We start from the raw sequence: 20,712 nt of genomic DNA on the forward strand, positions 1-20,712 counted from the left end.
CAACTCTAGGAACAACCCATCAGATCAAGAAGGGCCGTAGACACCCGGTGGGCTCATTCTAGACCTTACCAACGTAGTTGACTGCAATCAAAAACTTGAGTGTTTCTGTGATCTCGCCTGATGGACTTCTCTTCACTACAGTGATGATCCCTGTACCAATGCTCGCTGCTTGAAAAGTAAAGGTCTGCGTGCCTGGCGCCCCAATCAAGCCACTCCGTCCATTCTCCTGCGTGCTCCCAGTCTGTTTCAAGACGTTCTGGCCCAGGGTAGGCTGGATTTCGTAGCGGTAGCCCGTCGTCAGATTCGCGGGGAACCGCAGGGTGATTGTGCTCCCCACCACGACAGCTGTTGTTCGCTGAGCATCGGCAGGTGTCAACGTCACCGTCTGGGTCGGTGTCGGAAAGGGGACAGGTGCGGCTGTGTCCTGGCAATTGGCGGCCGTTGTCAGTCCTCTCTCCTGCAGATTGCCCTGTGATCCACGGGTCCACCACGTGCGGGCCCCGTCACTGTAACGGGCTCCATCTGCGGAGACCGTGAGTGGCAGGGTCAACATTCGATTGGTCAGGGTCAGCGTGACCTGATTCTGGTTGCCATAGAAGGCTTGTAGAGAAATGTCATTGTCACAACGGTACGTCACCAACTGTGCTGGAGCGGAAAGTGTGGGCGCACAGGCGCTCAAGAGGAGTCCAGCACTCAAAATGACCGAGGAGAAGTGGGTTTTATTCATTATCGATCCCTTCGGAATGCCAGTGTAGAAGTGATCACCCTAACAATCCTGGGATTGAAGGAGAGAGTGGATGTATAGCTGTTGATCGGCTTTGAAACCCATGACACGCTTCTCTGATTTGATCACACGTCGATAGTCGACCTACTGGTGATCTCGTCAAGAACCGTCGCGAAGAAGCGGTGGTGGGGTGTGCCGTCAACGCTCCTTTTGTGGATACGCGAACTGACTCTATGTCACGTTGTCTGACATGAACGGCACAGATCCCGGGGCCGGAACTGAGATCTGCAGCGTGGGCCGCACTCTCCAAAGGCGACGTTGATTCCCCTGCTGGGGGGCTGACCGAACGGTTTGCGTCGCCTGTGCTGAGGCGAAACGAAGCGAGATGTGTCCGGGGCGCCGTCCAGACGGCGCCCATACGGATCGGTCCTCCAGACCCATGCATCTGAAACTCCCTCCCGTACTCTTTATTGCCAAATGAAAGAAAGATGTTTGGTCCAAATAGCTAACCTTAATCATGCTCTCAAAGCAGCGTCAACTGACTCTCAGACTTTCCCTCCTCACCACGCTGCTTTCCCTCACTTCCATCGGCGCCTCACAACAGGCCAGCAGCGACGCTGCACAGCGCGTCGTCCAAACCGATAAAGGCGCCGTTCAAGGCACCGTCAACCCCGCGCCCCCTGGACCGGCACGCTCGACGCCACCCAATACAAGAGTGGCTGCCCCCAGGTCGCCCGCTACGGCCTGACCGAAGCCGGCTACAACGAGGACTGCCTCTACCTCAACATCACTGCCCCCATCACTAAGACCACACCCCAGAAGAAACTCCCGGTCGTGGTCTGGATGTACGGCGGCGCCTTCGTCGGCGGCTCCACCGCCCTCTACCCCCTCGAGAAACTCGCCCGCGAGGGTCAGGTGCTCGTCGTCTCCATGAACTACCGCCTCGGTGTCTTCGGCTTTATGGCTCACCCCAACTTCGATGCCGCCGCCAACGGCAGCCTCGGCCTGGAAGACCAGCGCGCCGCCCTGCGCTGGGTCCAGAAGAACATCACTGCTTTCGGTGGGGATCCGGACAACGTCACCATTGCTGGCGAATCTGCTGGCGCCGCCTCCGTCTGCATGCACCTGATCGCCCCCGAGGAAACGAAGGGGCTCTTTCAGAAGGCCATCATTCAGAGCGCCGGCTGTGTCCACCCCTTCAAGACTGTGGCCGAGAACGGCAAGACGGGCGAGAAGGTCGCTGCCCTGGTGGGCTGTAACGACGCCGCTAAAGCTCTCGCCTGTATGCGGGCTGTCCCGGTCAAGACCCTCCTGGAAGCTGGGAGCAAGGTCGCGGGTGCAGACATCATGACCTTCGTCCCCAGCATCGGCTCCAAGGCTCAGCCCCGTCAGGGCCGGGAAGCCTTCGCGACGGGTCAGATCGTCCGCGTGCCCATCCTNGACATCATGACCTTCGTCCCCAGCATCGGCTCCAAGGCTCAGCCCCGTCAGGGCCGGGAAGCCTTCGCGACGGGTCAGATCGTCCGCGTGCCCATCCTCAACGGCGGTAACCGTGACGAGCTCCGCCTGTACGTCGCCTACGCCATCCAGGCCGGGGACAAGATCACGCCGGAGAACTACCTGGCCCATCTCGAAGCGGTGTACGGGGACAAGGCCGCCCAGGTCATGCGGGAGTACCCGCTGAGCGCGTATTCCTCCCCCGCCACGGCCCTCGGCACGGCGACGTCGGACTACTCGCCGCTCGTCGCGCTCAACAACTGCGACTACCTCGAAACGGCGAACCTGGGTTCGGCCTATACCCCGGTCTACCAGTACGAATTTGCGGACGCCACGGCGCCTGAAGTCACCCCGAACCCTGGGTTCGAGATGGGCGCGGTGCACTCGGCCGAGTTGCCATACCAGTTCCCGGGCTTCTCGAACACGACGAAGCTCGATGGCCCGGCGCTCTCGGCGCCCTCACAGCGTCTGGCGGATCAGATGATGGCGTACTGGACGAGTTTCGCCCGGACAGGCACCCCGCAGGCGTCGCTGCTGCCGGCCTGGACGCCTTTCAAGTCTGCCAATCAGGTGATGCGGTTCGCGCCGGACAACGTCTGGAACTTCGATGCGGGCGCCGCGCACCACTGCGCGTTCTGGCAGGGCCTTTACCCGGACCGCCTCAGCCTGTACTAGGTGCGCCCCGCGTTCTCGACCCTTTTTCACCCCTCTTGTCCACCAATCAAAGGAACGAACATGTCCCCCATTCGCAGCAGCATGGCCCACCTCAAGACCGTCAACGCCCGCCTCGTCACGACCCTGATGGCCGGCGCGCTCGTCCTCAGCTTCCCGGCCCAGGCCTGCACCCGTATTGCCTACGAAGGGCTCGATGGCATGGTCGCGGTCGGCCGCAGCATGGACTGGGTGGAAAATCCTCAGTCCAACATGTGGGCCTTCCCCAAGGGGATGCAGCGTGCGGGGGCGTCGGGACAGAACTCGCTGCGGTGGACTTCGAAGTACGGCAGCGTCATCACGAGCATGTACGACTTCTCCACCGTGGACGGCATCAACGAGAAGGGCCTGAGCGCGAATGTGCTGTACCTGGGGGTCGCAGATTACGGGAAGCGCGATGTCGCCCGTGAGGGACTCTCGGTCACTGCGTGGGGCCAGTACGTGCTGGACAACTTCGCGACGGTGAAGGAAGCGGTCGACGCGCTGCAGGCCGACAAGATCCAGATCACCACCCGGCAGGTGCCCACGGCGATCGGTCCGGTCGATGCGGTCGGCCACCTGGCGATCACGGACCGTACGGGGGACTCGGCGGTCTTCGAGTACATCAAGGGGAAACTGGTGATCCATCACGGCCACGAGTTCAACGTGATGACCAATGATCCGACGCTGGATCAGCAACTGGCGGTGAACGACTACTGGAAGCCGCTGAACGGGGCGTTCCTGCCGGGCACCGAGAACTCGGCGGAGCGGTTCGTGCGTGCGGACTACTACCTGCGGAATGTGCCGAAGTCGGGGGATTTCCGGCAGGCGCTGGCGGATACGTTCAGCATCATCCGGAATGCGTCAGTGCCGTTCGAGCCGATCGGGAAGGATCACCCGAACCTGGATCCGACGATGTGGCGCACGGCGAGTGACAACAAGAATCTGACGTACTACTTCGAGTCGACGACGAGTCCGAACGTGGTGTGGGTGTCGCTGGGGTCGCTGGACCTGAGTGCGAAGGGGAAAGTGAAGCGGCTGGAGTTGACGGGGAAAGCGATTCTGAGCGGGGACGTGTCCGGCGGGTTTAAGGACGCCAAGGCATTCGCCTTCCTCGAAACCGGTCAGTAAGCGACGTGCTCCGGGCGTCCCCTGGGATCGTCACGACGTTGATCTCTGGGGACGGCGCTCAGCTTCAGTTCCCCTTCCGCCGAATCTTCTTTCCTGATGAGTGCCCTGCCCTTCTCCCGAGGTTTTGAATGAAAAAAACGCCAATCCTGCTGACGGTGACGTTAGCGCTGAGCCTGATGTCGTGTGGACAGTTCCCCGCGGTTTCCGTTCCTTCGACCACGCCGCCGAACACGACGACCCCAGTGGGAGGCGGATCACTGGCCTGGCGAATTTGCACGCGCCGCTGGCCAACTCGTCGGTGTCGCTGTACAACGCGAAGGGCGAGGTCATCCTGACGGGAACGACGTCGGCGATGGGGGTCGTGAAGCTGGTGGCGAAGGAGAGGATTGACCTCCCTGATGCTCGGGACGGCCACGCACTGCGCATCGTTCTGAAAGGGGGCACGCTCCATAACGCGGCGTTCGAGGGGGAGTTGGCTGCTGAAATGCCAGTCTGGGACGATCGGGGCTTTCACGTTAATGCCGTCACCAATCTGATAGCGGTGTACCTGAAGCAGAATCCGGGTCTGTCGCATGCCAGTGCCAGTCGCCGGGTGGAGTCGTTCCTGGGGATGCCGTTGACGGATGGGCAGTACGTGTCTGTGGGGAGTTACGCGTTCTCGCATCAGAAGTTTATGTCTGCGGCCGGAAATAACTTGAGTGGGTTCACGCAGCAACTCGCGAATGAGATGCAGGGAGGAACGGCGCAACATCTGTTCCGTGCGCAGTCGGTGTCTGCGTCCCATCCAGTTCTTGGGGCTGTTTCGACAGATATGGTCGCTAACATTGCGGCAGATGCGGCGAAGGCATTGGCGCAGGTGACTGGGGGGCCGTTGGCGGTCTTTGGGGTCACATCGCTTCTGCAACTGACGGGGTTCAACAGCTTCTTCGGGGATAAGACGGCGGCGCAGCTGGCTGAGATTTCTAATCAACTGAGAGAGATCAAGAATCAACTGATCGAACTGAATAGCAAAGTCGATGCGCTGAAGAGCGAGGTCGATGCGCTCGGGAAGAAAGTGGACCTGGCTGATTATCACGGCAATATGGCGCAGCTGGATAACTATGCGAGCCAGATTCATACGTCGTACCTCACACTTATTCAGTTGAATGAGGCGATGATTGATAGGGCAACTGCGACAGAGCCAGCTGCCCAGGCGCTTCTGGACAAACAGATTCAGCAGTACGGCGCCAGACTGAAGAGCGATAACCTCACATTGAGTGCGGCGCTCCTGTATCTGCCTGAACATCCAAGCCAAGATGGGATTGAACCTAATGCGAATAACTTCTCAGGATTCGCGAACAAGCTTCTCGGGAATGAAGCCATTGGTGTTGCAGGCCTGATTCCCCAGTGGAGCAAGCTGGTCAGGGGCAACAGCAAGGTCTTCTACACGCAGAATGAGGCGCAACTGGTTCAGCAGCAATGGGATTATCTGGATCATATTCTGGCGGAAGGGATGACCTTGAAGATCAACATGCTGATGGGTACAGATCAGCCGGTCGTTGCTCAAGATTCCTTCCATGCCTGGATGCAGGAGCGGACCTATCTGTACAGTCAGGTGAAAGGGGGTGTGGTGCAGCCCCAGCCGCTGGTTGTTCCGCTTGTCGATCCCTTCCTGCTGACGACGAAGAATGTAACGTACGCCCCTACTCCTCATATATTGCCGGCGAATACGGTAATTGATCAGGAGTGGAAGACGGATAAGGATAGGCCGGGTTATACGATGTATCGGACGGCGTCGGATGGTCAATCGCCTTTGTTGCCTGATTATACCATTTCTAATAATATGCCTAAGATTGATAATGATATGAGTAAAATCAATCAAGTCTATACGGAAGCTCGTGCCAAGGCTACTGAGGATACTTTGTTGAGTGGTTGGTTTTTGCCGGATGTTGTCTATAGTGGTGTTGGTCTTGATGATCCTTTGCCTAGTTACAAGGCTGGAGCACGGTATTGTTCAACGGATTTTTACGGCACTAGGGACTTCTATCGGGAATATACTCTGACGTCTACTACAGATTGGAATATCGTATTGCCTCTTCAGCGAGATATTGCTGATTTAAATAGAAAATTAAAAGATGCTGGTGGAATTAAGAGTGTGGGTTTCCAATCTCAGGGTAAGATATTTGCATCGGGTCTTCATTGTAAAGGTTTTCCCGAGCTTGGCGAGGTAGTAAAGGATTATTACACTGGCGGAGACTGGGATAGAGCGAGAATAGCATTCAAGACAAGCGTTGTTGCTGATTATAATTATAATACTCTAAAAGACTGGGATAGCTTAGGGGTATTCATTGTAGGTCGAAATGTACTAGACGGTGATACTGGAGAAGAAAAGGTAATTCAGTATGATAAGATGCCATATGGCCTTATGGACATAGATGCCGCATACGAGGCAAGTGGTGAGGGTTGGAAATCTCTTGCGGAGAGATATAAAAGGTATTTGTTTTTTGCTTATAATTATCGATTTGTCTTTCCAGAAAACGCTTTGAAGTCTACTAAAAATATGGATTTCTTCTTAATGCGCAGAACAAATGGGATAGATGCGAACAAGAATTATTACTGGTACTAATTGTTCTGGTTAATATAAGTAACTTAAATTAATTACGAATTATTTAGAACGGTCTTGTATATCAAGGCCGTTTCTTTAATTATTTTGATTTCTGTCTCCAACACAAGAGAAGCATGTCAGTCGGAAATCACTCTCCCTGCGGGGAATGCCGGAAGTCGTTCGCGCTGAACAACGCCGGAGCTGCGGCACGGTCGAGCCACTCCCCAATCTCCCGGAGGCCACGTTCCACCGACCTGAAGGCAACGTACGTGCCATCGCAGCTGTCCGCGTGCGTGAAGCTCAACGCCTGAATCCGCTGCGCGCTGTTCACCCGGCCGACGTGCGTCCGCAGGCCTTCCTCGTGCGCGCGGGCGAGCAGCGTGGCGCCCCATCGCCGGCGCCAGGGATCATTCCCACCCAGGAACGCGACCTGGGCACCTACGGGAAACGCTTCGTTCTCGGCCCCATCCTGGAGCACATAGGCCAGGGGCAACGGGATGTCAGTCAACTCGCGGGCATAGTGCGTGAAGACGTTCAGCGTGGCTTCTGCATCGTGGATGACGTCCGGGACGACCAGAAAGTGACAGGTCGCCGCCCAGGGCTCGAGGCGCTGGATCTGCGCGAAGTACAAGTCCTCGTCGAAGCCGTACTTGCTCACGGCCCCGCAGTCACTGGCCCAGGCTCGCCCGGCGGTGATGCTGCCTAGTCCACTGACCCGTGGGCCAATCATGACGCCGATCCCAGGATGGGCCTTCAGGGCGTCGAGGTCGGAGTTCGTCGAGGCGAAGTACCGCATCAGCTCGCCGCCGCCAGGGGTTGAAGGGGGACTGAGCGTGCGGCCCTCCAGGCCAGGAAGTGCCCCGCCTCGCGCTGGATGGTTTGCGCGAGCTCCGGAACACTCAGGGACCAGAGGGGCCACTGATTCGGGTGGGGGTAGCGGTTGTCCTTCCCCGTCGAGTTCTCGAATCGCCACATGATGGCCGTGCCACTTGGGCTCACTCGTCCACTCGTGCCGGAGGCGAAGATTTCGACCATCACGATCAGCCCCGTGTCGACCTGCAGGTGCAGCGCGATGCCGCCCGCATTCCACGTCACGGCGCGGGGGCGGCCCTCAGCCACGGGATAGCCCAACGCCTTCGCCAGACGTTTGAGGTAGCGGAGGCTGTCGGCTTTGAAGGCATTCTTGGCCTCCTCGTCGTAGGAGATGCACCCGCGCGCACTGCCGTAGGTGCCCAGGAGCACATCGCCTTTCTGGTTGCGCGCCTGGCGCTGGGCGTGAGCCGTGGCACGGGTCCGCCAGGCCTCCCCTTCCGGGGTCGTGAACATCGGGGAAAGAGGCGAGAGGTGCTTGAGAAAAGCCGGACTGACTTCACAGGGCGTGGGCCCCTGCTGCTCGCGCTGTACCGGCCCCAGGGCGAGATCATGGCCGAAGGGTCGGGTCGGCAGGACAGAGAGTTCGACCACAAAGGCCTGCGTGAGTCCCTGACGCGTGACCGCGAGATAGGCGACGTCGCCATTGATCTCGAGTGCGGCGATGTGGCTCTCGGGCTGCTTGCGCTTCTCGAAGTACGTGCTCAGTGCATGTGGGGTGTCGCCGTCCGTAGCCAGGGTTTGCATGCCATGACAACTCCCCCCGCGAGGGGGGGAGGGTCAACTCAGGAGGTCGAAGGCGTACCAGGTCGGGGGGAGGGGAGCAGGTCGCGCATCACCTGGAGTACCCGTTCTTCCCCCACCACCCGCAGCAGCTGTCGTCCCGGCTGGGCGCCGCCCTGCTGCAAGAGCGGCTGAATGCGCCCGAGCGTGTCCGGACTCAGTTCGGCGAGTAGGGGGCTATGAGCCCAGACCAGCGTGTCTCCCACGACGGCGAGCTCCAGTTCCGGCCAGGCGGCGCGCAGGCCTTCGAGGGCGCCAGGACCGGGCCGCAGGAGGTACTTCCCCTCTCCCCCGAGGAGGGCGCTGATCACGCCCCCCAAGAAGGCCAGACTGGCGAAGGGCACGCCCCCAGCGAGGAGCTGGTCATTCCCGGCTTCGAGGGGAAAGCCCCGAGTCAGGCGGTCGCGGACGGTGCTCAACGCGCTGAGCGCCACCTGCACCGGTTCGGTGGAGGCGCCCAGGCCCTGCTCCAGAGCTTGGGCGGGGAGGATGCGCAGCGCGCCCGTCTCGGTGCGGACCTGGAGGTTGAGCCACCGACGAGGCGCGGCCCTGGCCTCCTCGAGCACGTAGCCCACGACGGTGGCTGTCCCCCCTTCCGGGAGGGACACGACGGCGTTGACATGGGGGATGGGCGGTGCAGCGTCCCAGAAGAAGACTTCCTGGATCTCCTCAAGCGTGGTGAATCGGCGGTCGTTTGGCATGCTTGCTCCTTTGAGAAGGCCGCTGTGGGCCGGATCTCCGAGACAACGGGGCCGCCCCGAACCAGGGAAGGTTCGGGGCGGGGAGGGGGCGATCTACGCCCGTGGGGGTTGGATGACGCCGAGGACGATGCAGCGGACGTCAAAATCCGTGACGGGATAGGGATAGAACGGCTGGGCGATCTCCCGCGCCAGAGCAACGGCGTCTCGAAAGTGTTGCCGGGCGGCGCCACGCAGGGCCTGCTGTTGCCCCCGGGCGGCGGTGCGGGTGGCCTGTTGCGCCTGCTCGGAGGCCTGCACCGCCACGCGCACCTGGGGGCCGATCACCGCATGGGTGCGCACGGCCCGAATGGCACGCTCGCGGGCCTCCCAGGCATTCCAGCCCCCGGTCTCTTGGTGTTGATGCACCCGCCCATGACCTTCCGGGGGGACGTTCCCCCGGAGAGGGTCCTGCGCTTACGCCGCCTGTGCGGGACTGGCCACGCTCTCCACGACCTCCGCCCCCAGCACGCGGGCCACGAGCTGCAGCAGCCGGGCGTGCAGCTTCGGGCTGGCTGTCGTCTGCTTGGTCTTGTCGAGCACGCTGTCCACGGCCGAGAGCACGATGACCTGCTGCACCACCTGCACGCCGTCCACGGTCTGCACCTGGAAGTGCATCACCGTCTCCTTGCAGATCAGGCGGCTCATCAGGCCGAAGCTGTCCTCCGGATTCACCAGTTCCACCCGCTGCCCACTCAAGGACAGGCTCACCACCAGTTCCGGGTCGCGCGGGCAGACCTTCTTCGCCCGGCGGCTGTCCACCACGTACACCTGCAAGGCGTCGCTCAGGGCAATGCGCGGGACCTCCAGCGCGGCCGCGGCCTGGTAGAGCCCGGCGTCCGTGTTCGGCGTGAAGTCCGTGGCCCGCATAAGCTGGCTGCCCGTGAAGGTGCGCGATTCGCCCTTCTCGCTCGTCGCCATGATGACCCCCGTCGTGACCTGCCGCACGGTGAAGCGCTGATAGTCGGCCTTGAAGCTCAGGCCCTCGTGGACCGGCAGCAGCCCGAACCAGAAGATCTCACCGGTGTAGTCCACGAGCCGCGCCAGAGGGAAGTCCCCCATCTGCTTCAGGGCCGTCACGCGCTGATCGAAGACGCCCCGCGCCACCCGGACGCGCACGTGGTCGTTCGCGGTCAGCCCGTACTTGCGGCGCCGGCCCTTCTCGTAGCGCTGCTGCACGACGTCCCGGGCGTTCAGGGCCGCCGCGAGGCTTTCGAGCTGACGCTCCAGGGCAGCGCGGCCGGTCCGTTCGGCGAGTTCCGTCTTCTTGGAGAGGATCTGCGCCCGGGTGGCCTCCACGTCGTCGCTCATGAGCAGCGCCATTTCCTCGCCGGAGAAGCCCTGCCCGGAGTTGCCGAGTTCGTCGATCTCACTGTCCCACAGCTGCGAGAGCCAGGACTTCTTCCCGGACATGATCGTGTAGGTCAGGGTATCGAACGAGCCGCGCATGAGCAGGTAGACGTTGCGGAGCTTGTCCACCGTGTTGCCCTGCCGCGCACCGCGCCCGACCCGCTGGCGGATCTCCTCGAAGTTCCAGGGCATGTCCGCATTGATGATCAGGCTCGTGCCCACCTGGAGGTTGAAGCCCTGGCCGAGCACGTCCGTCCCGAGGATGAGGGTGAGGTCGCCGTAGTTGTAGTCGTCCTCCAAGTCCTGGCGCTCCACGCTGCTCTTGTGGGTGTCGCTGGAGACGATGGCAATCTCCTGGGCGGGGTAGCCGGCCGCGACGAGCGTGTTCTTCAGGCGGGTGAAGGCGCCCTGTTTCTCGCCGATGCTGAGGAACACCAGGCCCTTGCCGCCGGTCGCGCGGTTCTCCAGGGCGAGTTCGGCGATGCGCTCGAAGCGGGGGTTGGGCCCGGCGACATTGAGCAGTACCGGGTCGATGGAGAGCTTGCGCATCTCCCACTGGATCGCGAAGGGGTGGTTGGGTCCCTTGGCACGCGCGTCGGCGTTCCGGGCCCGCTCGCGCAGGCTGGTGTAGAGGTGCGCCTGCTCGGCACTCATGTCGATCATCACCTCGTCGACTTCCGCCGTGGGCACCGCCAGGGGCTGCCCGGTGCCAGTCACGACCTCGGGATCGCCGTACGTCCGGCTGATCACGTGGTTGGCGATGATGTGACGCAACTCCCGCAGACGCCGGAAGCCGGTCACGCACGGCTTGACGTCGACGCTGCCGTCCATGCCGGTGATGATCTGCGGCTCGATCTTGAGGTACTGATCCATCAGGGCTTCCCCCGTGGGCAGACCGTAAGAGGGCAGGGCGTCCGTGACCATGCTCAGCATGGCGCCGATCTCCAGGGGGCTGTTCTTGACCCAACTGGCGGTGAAGGCGAAGGTGCTGCCCCCCCGCTCGCGGATGTAGCGCCCCTTATGCAGGGCATCGAGTGAGCGCTGTGACTCGCCCCCAGCCCCCAGGAAGCGGGGCGTTTCGCCAAAAACGGCCGGAGGGGATGCCAAATTCTTCAGCCCATGAGCCTCATCGTGCCCGAGGAAATCGCAGCCCAGGACCTCGAAGCACAGGTCGCCCGGCCGCGCGACGTTCACCCGGCTCATCATGGCGCCGAAGACCCCGAGCTGGCGGACCAACTCCTGGTGGCGGCCGCGGCGGGGCTGGCCCTCGAAGGCATCCTGCGTTTCGAGGTTGCGCAGGTACTGTGGGTCGTCCATGATCAGCCGCTGGCGGTTCTCACGGAGCATCGGCAGGCTGGTCAGCGCCTCCCGACTCATGATGATGAGGTCCACCGTGCCGGCCGCCAGGGAGGCGATCTTGGTCTTCTTGACCGCAGGGGTGTCCTTGGTCCAGGCCTCGATGCGCTGCCCGTCCTTGAGCATGTAGGAGCCGTCGCGCTTGCGCTTGTAGACGACCTGGCCCTTCTTGTCGTGGCGCACGCTCATCCCGACCGTGACGATGTTCCAGCTCGGGTAGGCCTCACGGGCGTTCGTCGCCCAGTTGCTCACGAGCCCGGCGGGGACGCTGATGATGGGACGGGAGGCCCGGCCGCACATCTTGAGGTAACCGATGAGCAGCAGCATCTCGATGGTCTTCCCCAGACCGACGTCGTAGTTGTTGACCATGCCCGGAGTCATCGCCATGGTGCGCACGTCCATGAGCTGGTACGGGTGCGGGGTCTTGCCCTGATAGCCGGCGATGGCCAGGGGGCGCGTGCTGCCCTGGGCGCGGAGCGTGGCGCCACGGGCGAAGGTGTAGGCGTCCTCGACGAGTTGCGCGAAGGCGCTCTCCGGCAACCAGGCCTGGAAGTGGCGGGTGACCTGCGCTTCGTACTGCCGGGCGTCCTCGATGGCCAGGGTACGGGCGGCCGTGTACTCTTCCTTGCTCATCTCCTTGGCACCGCGAATGGTCTCGACCTCAGTCTTGTGGTTGAGGAAGGCCTCGAGCGCACGGCTCTGATCGAAGTCGAAGGCGCTGCGGGCTTGGACGAGTTCGTCGCCGGCACTGGCGCGGACGCTGAGCTTGACGGCGCCGCGGGTGCGCTCGACGTTGAGCAGGGGCTTGCCGTTCTGCGCGGCATCGAGATAGGCGTTGACCCAGGCCTCGAGTGCAGCGACAGGGAGGACCGGGTCGCGGGGGGAGAGGTTCAGGTCCGCGACGGGGGTGCGGCGCACGCGGGTCATGAACTCGTCGGCCTGGGCGAGCAGCGTCTCGCGGCGGTGGCCCGTGAAGGCCCGGGCGAGATCGCGGGCTTCTCCGGAGCGGAGGATGGCGTGGCCGGCGTAGTAGAGGCCGGGTTCGATCCAGCGCTCCCCATCGAAGGCATAGTGCTCGGTGAGGAACACGGCCGCCTCTTCCACGCTGACTCCGGCGTAATCGCTGAGCGTGTCCTCGGTGAGGGCCAGCAAGTCCGCCAACTGTCCGGCCACCTCTTCGATGCCTTGACCGGTGATGGGCAGGCGCACGTCGACGTCATCGGGCAGGTGCAGCTCACCCGACTCGGTGATGTGGCTCAGCAGGAGGGAGAACAGCGGGTAGGCGTCCACCAGGCGGAGGAACCGCTGGCGGTTGAAGTTGCCGTGCTGACGAACGTAGGCCTGGAAGCGGGCCTGCACCAGGGCCCGGCGACGGGGGGTTTCCACCCGGCCGGCCGTGCGGGCGTGCAGGTAGCTTTCCAGCGTCTGGGCCAGCTCGGCGGCGTGAAAGACGCGCGGGTCGGCGAAATCGTCCGTCACCTGCCACGCGCCGAGGCGGAAGCAGTACCGGCGGTCGGTGCTCAGGGTGCCCTCGGCGATCGGGAAGAACTGGGCCTCCTCACTGGCCTCGAAGAATGCCTGGGCCGCTGGGTCACCGTGCAGGCTGCGCACCGTTTCGATCATGCTGCGCAGGGTGATGGGCGCCGACTTCCGGGCGGCCTGAAGCTGGGTGACGATGGCCGAGGTGTCCGCACGCACTTCCCCGCGGAGGGCGGGCTGACCGAATCGACCGGTGGTGAAGTCGGCGCGGACGCGGCCGAGGTGGTTGGCTTGCAGATTCAGGGTCAGAGCGTGGGTCCACTCCCCATCCGTTTCGGTGCTCTGGACGAGCCCCTTGCCCTCGCTGAAGCCCTGAACGAGGGTCTGATGGGTCATGTCCGGGCAGTGACGCAGGAGCATTTCCGTGAGCTGGGTGTCGGTGTGCAGGGCGCACCCCTCGGCGACCCCGACGTCGTGGCGGCGCAGGACGAGCAGGACCTTTGTGACGCCCGCGCCCGCCTCGCGGAACGCCCCCTCGGGCACCACGACCGCGTGCAGGGGCAGTGCCTGACGGAGCAGGGCGGCCCGCCAGTCCCGGTGACGCTGGCCGTGCAGGACGCTCAGGGGGAGGAGGGCAACGACCGTGCCGCCGTGCATGACGCGGCGCAGGGTCTGGGTCATGAAGTACCGCTCGCTGCGCACCTCATCTCGTTCGTGCAGATCGCGCGTGGCGCCCCGATTGCCGAACGGGGGGTTGAGCACCGCTAGGTTGAAGAGCGGGTCACTGGAACGGGTGTTATAGGACTCCATCGCCATGACGTGCACGGCCGCGTGGGGATGCAGCAGCTGCGCGGCGCGGCCGGCGACCGGGTCGAGCTCGACCCCTGTGAGGTGCAGGCCAGCAGGTGCCTGCGCGAGGAGACCGCCGTTGCCGCAAGAGGGCTCGAGGGCACGGACGGGTTTCTTGAGATCGTCGAGCTTCTGTCCCAGGCAGGCGAGGGTCCACATCAGGGCCCCGATCTCGCCGGGCGTGTAGAACTGGTCGATGCTCTCGCTCTGGTCGCCGAGACCGCCCGTGCTGCTGTACGCGCGCAGGATGTTCAGGTCCGGCTCCGGGGCGAGGATGGCCTGCCGGGCGAGGGCATTCGCCTGCAGTCGGGCAGCCACCTGCCCACCGGTCGCTTCGACGCCGTACGCCAGCCCCTCGGGGGCGGGGGCAGGCTGCGTTTCGCTCACCACGTCAGGCGAGGCCTGCGCGGCCAGGAGCTCACCGTTCAGGGGGAGCAGGTCCTGGAAGACCGTCGCGCGGTCAGGCTGGGCCGTCTTGAGGAGGGCGGCCGGGGCAGCGTTGGCGGCTTCGTTGAGACCGAAGAGGGCCATGATGCCGGTGACGATGCGCAGCGCGAAGGACTTTTTATTCATAGGGTCGGGGGTACGCGGTGTCGGCCGTCAGGACGAACCGCGTGAGGGAAAAGCAGGTGGGGGGACGCAAAGACACCTTCAGAGACGACCTCGGCAAAACCAGAGACGCTGCGGGCTACATCTGGTCGCGCAATCGGGTCAGGATCTGAAACAACGTGCGAGCGATGTTCTCCGTGTCGTGCACGGGCACCGCGGTTCCGAACAGTGCCTCCCAGATCGCCAGTCCCTGAATGCCTTCCCCGATCAGGAGGGGAACGATGGTGCGGTGCTCTCGCTGCTGCTCACCGAGCAGCAGGCCACACATGACGCGGTCGTACGCCACGAGTTCGCCGTCGCAGATAATGGCGATGACTTCCCGCTCGTCCAGTCGACGTTCACCTGCCAGGACGAGTCGGAGGGCACTCGAGAGTAGGGTCCCCCCCTTGGCCTCCAGGCCGGCAATGGCGTCCACACTCTCGGCCCAGGGCATGTCCACGGGCACAGTCTCATAGGCCTTGTAGTCGAAGCTGACGACCTGCAGGCGGCTGCCGGCGAGATTCGCTGCACGGGCCAGCATCAGGGCGGCTTCCTGTGCAGCGTTCAGGCGCGCCGACCTTGCGGCCGAAGTATTTCTCCGCACCCTGCGTGTAGCGGTCGTAGCGGAATCGGCCCTTGCTGCGGTGGGGCGTGGCATGTGCGGGGCGGATGGGCGGGGCGAGGATGCGGGTGAGGTGCCGAGCGTGGACCTCAATGCGGTCGAGGATCTCCTCTGCACTTTCCCGTCGGCTGAGATCGCGGGCCGGACCAGCGTGATCCGACGCTCCCTGGCTGGGGTCTTCGCCGGGAGCGGGTGGGGGCGGCGCGGGCAGGGGCACCTCTCCCCTCCCCTGTTCGTTGGCATCCTCCTCGTCTTCTGAGGTGACCGCCGTGGCCCCGGATGGTTCTGTACTGGTCTCGGGCGCCTCGGGGGCGTCGTCCTCCTGTTCAGAGGAATCTCCCCCTCCAGTGCGCGCCTCGTCCTCGGCCTGGGCATCGTCCTGCTCGGGATCGGAGGTCTCCCCTCCCCCACCGGCACCCTCTGCTTCTTCGTCCTCACCCGGTTCCCCAGTCTTTGGCGCTTGCTCCTGCTCCTCGGGTTGTTCTTCGCTCATGCCTCCACCATCTGCACTCAGCTCGGGCCTGGACTTCGGGGATTCACCCGCGGGCGGTGCAGGGCGCAAGGCCAGGATCTGCGCCGCCAGACGCTCGACCCCGTCGCGGGTGGTCTCCCAGGCTTCCTCGACGAGTGGCCGGGCCTGTTCCCAGGCCTCCTGATCCTGCGCCTGGAGCTCGAAGGGGACGTCCGGCCGGTCATAACTCCACCGCCACCGCAGGCACGCCGTCATAAAGTCGATCGGCTCCGGGTCATCCTTCAGGAGCATGGCGTCGCCGAGGAAGTCGAAGTCGCTGCAAAGTTCCGGGAAGCGCCGCATGACGAGGCGCTCCATGCGCTCGTCCTCCAGGGCATTCCAGAGCCAGCCCAGCTCCCCGGCGGGCTTGCTCGCGCTGAAGACGACGTGACCGGCCTCGTGCGCCATGATGGCCCGCAGCAGCTGGGTCCGCTGGCCATGCGGCGTCTGCGGGTCGAAGCGCACCCCCATGGCCGGAACGGGAATCAGGTCGGGGTTGAGGAGGACGCGGCGCTGTTCGGGGATGACCCCGGCAATGAGGCGGCCGCGCTGGAGTTCGAGACGGAAGTCACGACGGCGACTGACGAGACGGAAGAGCTGCTCGACGTAGCGCCGCCAGGCGAGTTGCTGGTGCCAGGCGAGGGTGGGCTGCAGGGTGGGAAGGGTGATCATGCTACACGAACATCCCCAGCCGGGGCTGGGGGAGGGGCATTGTTCCTGGGTACGCGCGTTCCCTGAAGAGTTGCGCGGGCCTCTTGCCCCTCAGGCGACCTGAAGCTCATTCAGCACCTGTTCTCTGAGTGTCCCGAGCAGGGCTTCCTTGACGGCTTCCTCAAGGGCGCCCGTGTGAGGATCGCGTGGGCAGCAGTAGGGCAACGCCACGGTTTCGAAGGCCTCCAGGAACGCAACCGCGAGTTCCTCCCCCTCATCCACGAGGGTCCGGACTTCCTTGATGAGGGCGATGGTCTTGCGGGCATCCAGGGCACGGAGGGGGAGCGCCCCTGGGGTGCTCATCGCCTGTCGGGTGACGAGCTCCGCCTCGAAGGCCACGTCCGCTATCCGCTCGTCACCCGCGACCTGGAGGTAGAGGGCGCGGGCGGTCTGTTCGTCGGCCTCCCGGTACTCGAGGGTCAGGTCGATGCGGCTGAGGAGTGCGCCGTCCAGCCGGTCGGCAGTCTGGAGGTGATCCTGTCCGAGGTTGGTGGTCATCACCCAGGTGAGGTTCTGGACGGGGCAGGCCAGGTGCTCGCCATTGGGGAGCGGCAGGAGGTAGTGGCGTTCTCCCCCACTGAGCATGTCCTGCGGGATGCCGACCGCGAGGGCTTCGGCGGTGCTGATGGCATCGAGCGCCCCGATCAGGACGTTCAGGGTTTCCGGCAGGTACCGGAGCACCTCGTCGATCAGCAACAGGGTGGGTGCTTTCGCTGCCATAAGAAACGCCCGGCTGATGGGGCCGTCTACCCACGCCGGCCCGTTGGCGGTGGGATAGACCGCCCCGATGAAGTCGCGGTCCTCGACCCCAGGGGATCCCTTGGCGATGACGAGGTGCAGGCCTTGCTCGACGGCGACCTGCTTGCTCGTTTCCGTCTTGAACGTGCCGGGTGGGCCGACGAGCAACGCCACGCCGCCACGCCGGGTCAGCCGGGTGAGCCGGTCGCGGTGGGTCGTTTGGGGCCGGACGCGGAGCGGCGGATGGATCAGGGTCGCGAGATTGATCTGTGGCAGCGCCTGGGTATTGAAGTCGGTCTCCAGGGTCGGGTCGCCGTCCTGAGTATCGAGTTCGAAGGAGGCGCTGCGGCCACCGTCCCCAGCATGGCCCGGAGCAGANGGAGCGGCGGATGGATCAGGGTCGCGAGATTGATCTGTGGCAGCGCCTGGGTATTGAAGTCGGTCTCCAGGGTCGGGTCGCCGTCCTGAGTATCGAGTTCGAAGGAGGCGCTGCGCTCACTCATCTCGGCATCCAGGGTGTCGGTCAGGGTCATCAGGGCAAATTTGACGTCCTTCACGTTTGTGGATTGCCGGAGGGTCATCGCAGGCATGGGGTACGACAGGTCCTGGCGCTTCAAGATGCGGATGAACGTCTTCAGGGCGCGCGCTGTTTCCGGCAGGCGGTCTGGGAAGAGCAGGGCTTCGGCGAGCGCGGCCAGGGGGGTGGCGCGAAAATTGACCTTGACCGCCATGACGTAGGTTGTGATGACACAGCCAGGAGCGGGGCCGCGCACGGCCACCTGGATGTCCGAGGTGCGCGCGTGGAGACGTAGGTTGCCCTGCCGGCTGGCGAACAGTTGGGTGTCACCGCTCAACAGGCGGAAGACGGCCTCTCCCAGACCGTGGCTGTAGTAACTGACGTCTCCCTGGCGCCGCGGTGCCCGGGCCTGGGGAGGAATTTCCTCGTTCGCCTCGAAGTGCGTGAAGGAGTTTGGCGTACTGCCCGCGCGGGCGGCGAGCTGGAGATGCTCTTCGATTCGGTTCATGCTGCTTTCCTCTGCCCGCCAGGGCGAGGGTGCCCGGATCAGGCCCCCTCTGAAGTGGGTTCAAAACGGAAGGTCGTCTTCGGGCCTGTCGAGAGGCTGCTGGAAGGGCGGTGGTGCGGATGGGTGAGGCCGGTGTGGTCGGCTCGTTTGGTGGTCGCGCTCGCGGAGGTTCTCGCAGACGGCCTGGAGGGTGCCGCTCGGGAGGGTCAAGGTAGGCTGCGAGACGCGGAGCTGTTTCAGGAGATGCGCGGTGTCGATCAGGTCCTCGACGGTGTGGGTCACACTGCTCGTGTTCACAGAGCGGTACAGCCGTTTGGGAAGATGGTTTTTGAGGAGAGAGGCCCACCTGGGGCTGCTGAATGGTGCGGCCGCCAGCGTGAGGGGATGGAGACTGCCCGGCCGCTGAACCGTGGCTTGTGAGAGTGGCAGGGGCCTGAAGCGGGGGGCCACCGTGATCTGTGCGCCGAGACTGGCCGCAAGGCGCTGGGCGGCCAGGCGCTCTCCCAGCGTCTCGACCAGCCAACGGAAGTCCAGCGTGTGGGGAACATTCATGCCCGAGTGAGCGGGGACGCACCGGAGCACGGCTGCTTTCAAGTCGGGGGAGGTCATTCCACTGCGGTGAAGGGCACAGGCGAACGCCAGCCGGTCACTGTCCGTGATGAGGCGCGTGGCGTCGGTCAGAGGGCCGACCAGGTGGCGCAGGTAGGGCTTGACCTTCCGTTGGCCGTACCGGAGCAGGCGGGGATCGGCCTCGTGGGTGGCCTCGAAGTCTTCGAGCAGGATGGGGACCGCCAGCAACTGGGGAAAGCAGATGGCGCGCAGGAGGATGCACAGATCGGCCTGATGGGCGGCGTACGCCGTCAGGTGACGTAACTGCGCGGGATTGAGGTACCGCCTGGCCAGATCCCAGACCAGGGCGCGGAGCAGCTGGTGCGCCTTGGGACTCAGATGCTGGGAACTGCGCAGCCGGTCTGTGGAGAGAGTGCAGACGAAGCCCCAGGGGAGAAGAAAAAGACGGTCGCCCTTGAGGCACAGTCGTAGCCGCCTCGGGAAGGTGGAGGGGAATCTCTGGATGGCTTGCCTCATAGGACGGGGCTTCCCTGCGGTGGGGTACCGCAGGGGAGGGTCCGCAGCAGAGGACCGCGCGTGGCAGAGCACGTCCCTCTTCCCTGCCCCCGCTGTGGCTCAGAACGGGAGATCGTCCTCGTGCACCGGGTGAAGGGGTGGAGTGAGCACGGGAACCGTGAGGCCATTTTCCGGAAGCTGCCGCAGGTCCGTGGCCTTCGCGCGCAGGCCAGTCACCTTCAGATACAACCCGGCCGTCTTGAGATCGTCGGCCGTCTCGGGAGACCGGTTGTGGTCCAACTTGTACTGGATGATCTGCCCGGCCTTGATCTCCAGACACAGGCGCGGCAGGTTCAAGGCGTCTCGAGCCACGACAAGGATGACCTCGCCGCACAGGGCGGCCCGCGCATACCCCGACACGCAGTTGTGCAACCGCTCGCTCGTCTCGATGAGGTCGTGCGTCCACGCCACCCGGCGGAACTGCAAGAGGCCGAACGTCGGACACAGCAGGTTCTGATCCAGAACCGCGTGGCTCTCGTCGGTGGCCGAGGGAATCTGGCGGTTCTCCTGCTGAAGGCGGCGATGGATCCGGGCGAGCGTGTCATGGACCTCCCGCAGGGTGCCCCGCGGCGGCATGAAGTCCGGTTGGGTGACGTGAATCTCTTCCAGCAGATGGTNGGCGATGGATCCGGGCGAGCGTGTCATGGACCTCCCGCAGGGTGCCCCGCGGCGGCATGAAGTCCGGTTGGGTGACGTGAATCTCTTCCAGCAGATGGTGGGTGTCCCGGAGATGCATGATGACCTGGCTCAGGTCAAGGCCCCCGATGCGGAACTGGCGTTTGTGGCGAGCCTGCGCCTTGAGTGGGAGCGGCTGGGCAAGGCCATGTCCCCAGCCCCAGCCTCGGTTCTGGGTGGCACTGACGCGAACAGGGGGACGAACCCGAGGGGGGAACAGGGCGCGCTTGAAGGCCGGGGTCACGTTGATGCGGTCGCGTTCCGAGAGGCCGTGCAAGAGTCTCTCCGCAGCGACGCGCTCACCGACTTGCGTGATGAGCCACTTGAAGTCCAGTCCATGAGGGACCGCTCCAGCAGAGTCGGTGGGGATATGTCTGAGGATGGCGGCCTTCAGATCAGGCGAGGTCAGTCCGCTGCGGTGAAGGGCGCGGGCGAACTCCAGTCGGTCCAGACCGGTGATGAGATGAGTGGCGCGGGGCAGATCGCCGATGAGGTGGCGCAGGTAGCCTTTGACACCGCCCTGATAGCGCAGGAGATGGCGGCGTTCCTTGGCGGTCGTGAACTGGGCGTGCTGGAGCAGGACGGGAACGGTAAGGAAGGCCGGGAAGCGGATGGCGCAGAGCAAGGTGCTGAGGTCAGGATGCCGGGCGGTATAGGCCTTCAGGTG

Annotated in this window: 13 protein-coding genes and 2 pseudogenes; 4 read left to right on the forward strand and 11 right to left on the reverse strand. The window is 63.8% G+C overall.

The genetic code is table 11. The annotated features are described in order from the left end of the window. Positions 1-58 precede the first annotated feature (58 nt). Positions 59-727 (reverse strand): protease inhibitor I42 family protein, encoded by a 669-nt coding sequence (locus ASF71_RS22560; protein ID WP_082505876.1) that lies wholly within the window; start codon positions 725-727, stop codon positions 59-61. 669 nt (positions 728-1,396) lie between these two features. Between ASF71_RS22560 and ASF71_RS25735 the strand changes: the two are divergent. From ASF71_RS25735 to ASF71_RS10050, 4 genes and pseudogenes are all read left to right on the forward strand, one after another. After that, a pseudogene (locus tag ASF71_RS25735) lies at positions 1,397-2,163 on the forward strand (carboxylesterase family protein); the annotation flags it as partial. A 1-nt stretch (position 2,164) separates the two neighbouring features. Next, a pseudogene (locus tag ASF71_RS25740) lies at positions 2,165-2,896 on the forward strand (carboxylesterase family protein); the annotation flags it as partial. A 60-nt stretch (positions 2,897-2,956) separates the two neighbouring features. Continuing rightward, positions 2,957-4,042 carry a linear amide C-N hydrolase gene (locus tag ASF71_RS10045; RefSeq protein ID WP_200939693.1) on the forward strand — a complete coding sequence of 362 codons (1,086 nt, stop codon included), beginning with the start codon at positions 2,957-2,959 and terminating at the stop codon, positions 4,040-4,042. Between the two features lie 124 nt (positions 4,043-4,166). After that, positions 4,167-6,647 (forward strand): hypothetical protein, encoded by a 2,481-nt coding sequence (locus ASF71_RS10050; protein ID WP_156372716.1) that lies wholly within the window; start codon positions 4,167-4,169, stop codon positions 6,645-6,647. A gap of 127 nt (positions 6,648-6,774) precedes the next feature. Here the strand turns inward: ASF71_RS10050 and ASF71_RS10055 are convergent, their stop codons facing one another. From ASF71_RS10055 to ASF71_RS10105, 10 genes are all read right to left on the reverse strand, one after another. Beyond that, entirely contained in the window at positions 6,775-7,422 is a 648-nt protein-coding gene (locus tag ASF71_RS10055; protein ID WP_056299040.1) for a hypothetical protein, read from the reverse strand. Beyond that, entirely contained in the window at positions 7,422-8,243 is an 822-nt protein-coding gene (locus tag ASF71_RS10060) for a hypothetical protein (protein WP_056299042.1), read from the reverse strand. Before ASF71_RS10060 ends, ASF71_RS10055 begins: the two co-directional genes overlap by 1 nt. A gap of 38 nt (positions 8,244-8,281) precedes the next feature. Then, complete coding sequence (locus ASF71_RS10065; protein WP_056299045.1) at positions 8,282-8,980, reverse strand: hypothetical protein; 699 nt, start codon at positions 8,978-8,980, stop codon at positions 8,282-8,284. 93 nt (positions 8,981-9,073) lie between these two features. Continuing rightward, a complete protein-coding gene (locus ASF71_RS10070) occupies positions 9,074-9,385 on the reverse strand; it encodes a hypothetical protein (RefSeq protein WP_056299048.1) in 312 nt (103 codons plus the stop codon). A 48-nt stretch (positions 9,386-9,433) separates the two neighbouring features. After that, the gene (locus ASF71_RS10075) at positions 9,434-14,623 is read right to left on the reverse strand and encodes a helicase-related protein (RefSeq protein ID WP_056299052.1); all 5,190 of its coding nucleotides are present in this window, start codon (positions 14,621-14,623) and stop codon (positions 9,434-9,436) included. Positions 14,624-14,738: 115 nt separating this feature from the next. Beyond that, positions 14,739-15,179 (reverse strand): hypothetical protein, encoded by a 441-nt coding sequence (locus ASF71_RS10080; protein WP_056299058.1) that lies wholly within the window; start codon positions 15,177-15,179, stop codon positions 14,739-14,741. Then, positions 15,109-16,443, reverse strand: coding sequence for a hypothetical protein (locus ASF71_RS10085; protein ID WP_056299060.1), 1,335 nt, complete (start codon positions 16,441-16,443; stop codon positions 15,109-15,111). The genes ASF71_RS10080 and ASF71_RS10085 overlap by 71 nt, the downstream gene beginning before the upstream one ends. A 90-nt stretch (positions 16,444-16,533) precedes the next feature. Next, a partial coding sequence (locus tag ASF71_RS10090) for an AAA family ATPase (protein ID WP_156372719.1) occupies positions 16,534-17,598 on the reverse strand: 1,065 nt, incomplete at its 5' end. Between the two features lie 707 nt (positions 17,599-18,305). Continuing rightward, entirely contained in the window at positions 18,306-19,331 is a 1,026-nt protein-coding gene (locus ASF71_RS10100; protein WP_056299071.1) for a hypothetical protein, read from the reverse strand. Between the two features lie 99 nt (positions 19,332-19,430). Further along, positions 19,431-19,946, reverse strand: coding sequence for a PcfJ domain-containing protein (locus ASF71_RS10105; RefSeq protein ID WP_056299074.1), 516 nt, complete (start codon positions 19,944-19,946; stop codon positions 19,431-19,433). Between the last annotated feature and the right edge of the window lie 766 nt (positions 19,947-20,712).

It is taken from the genome of Deinococcus sp. Leaf326, assembly GCF_001424185.1.
Lineage (GTDB): Bacteria > Deinococcota > Deinococci > Deinococcales > Deinococcaceae > Deinococcus.

What these genes read in the sequence shown, in the direction of transcription:
- ASF71_RS22560 (WP_082505876.1), bottom strand. Translation starts at nt 727, where the DNA reads ATGAATAAAACCCACTTCTCCTCGGTCATTTTGAGTGCTGGACTCCTC.
- ASF71_RS10045 (WP_200939693.1), top strand. Translation starts at nt 2,957, where the DNA reads ATGTCCCCCATTCGCAGCAGCATGGCCCACCTCAAGACCGTCAACGCC.
- ASF71_RS10055 (WP_056299040.1), bottom strand. Translation starts at nt 7,422, where the DNA reads ATGCGGTACTTCGCCTCGACGAACTCCGACCTCGACGCCCTGAAGGCC.
- ASF71_RS10060 (WP_056299042.1), bottom strand. Translation starts at nt 8,243, where the DNA reads ATGCAAACCCTGGCTACGGACGGCGACACCCCACATGCACTGAGCACG.
- ASF71_RS10065 (WP_056299045.1), bottom strand. Translation starts at nt 8,980, where the DNA reads ATGCCAAACGACCGCCGATTCACCACGCTTGAGGAGATCCAGGAAGTC.
- ASF71_RS10075 (WP_056299052.1), bottom strand. Translation starts at nt 14,623, where the DNA reads ATGAATAAAAAGTCCTTCGCGCTGCGCATCGTCACCGGCATCATGGCC.
- ASF71_RS10080 (WP_056299058.1), bottom strand. Translation starts at nt 15,179, where the DNA reads ATGCTGGCCCGTGCAGCGAATCTCGCCGGCAGCCGCCTGCAGGTCGTC.
- ASF71_RS10085 (WP_056299060.1), bottom strand. Translation starts at nt 16,443, where the DNA reads ATGATCACCCTTCCCACCCTGCAGCCCACCCTCGCCTGGCACCAGCAA.
- ASF71_RS10100 (WP_056299071.1), bottom strand. Translation starts at nt 19,331, where the DNA reads ATGAGGCAAGCCATCCAGAGATTCCCCTCCACCTTCCCGAGGCGGCTA.
- ASF71_RS10105 (WP_056299074.1), bottom strand. Translation starts at nt 19,946, where the DNA reads ATGCCGCCGCGGGGCACCCTGCGGGAGGTCCATGACACGCTCGCCCGG.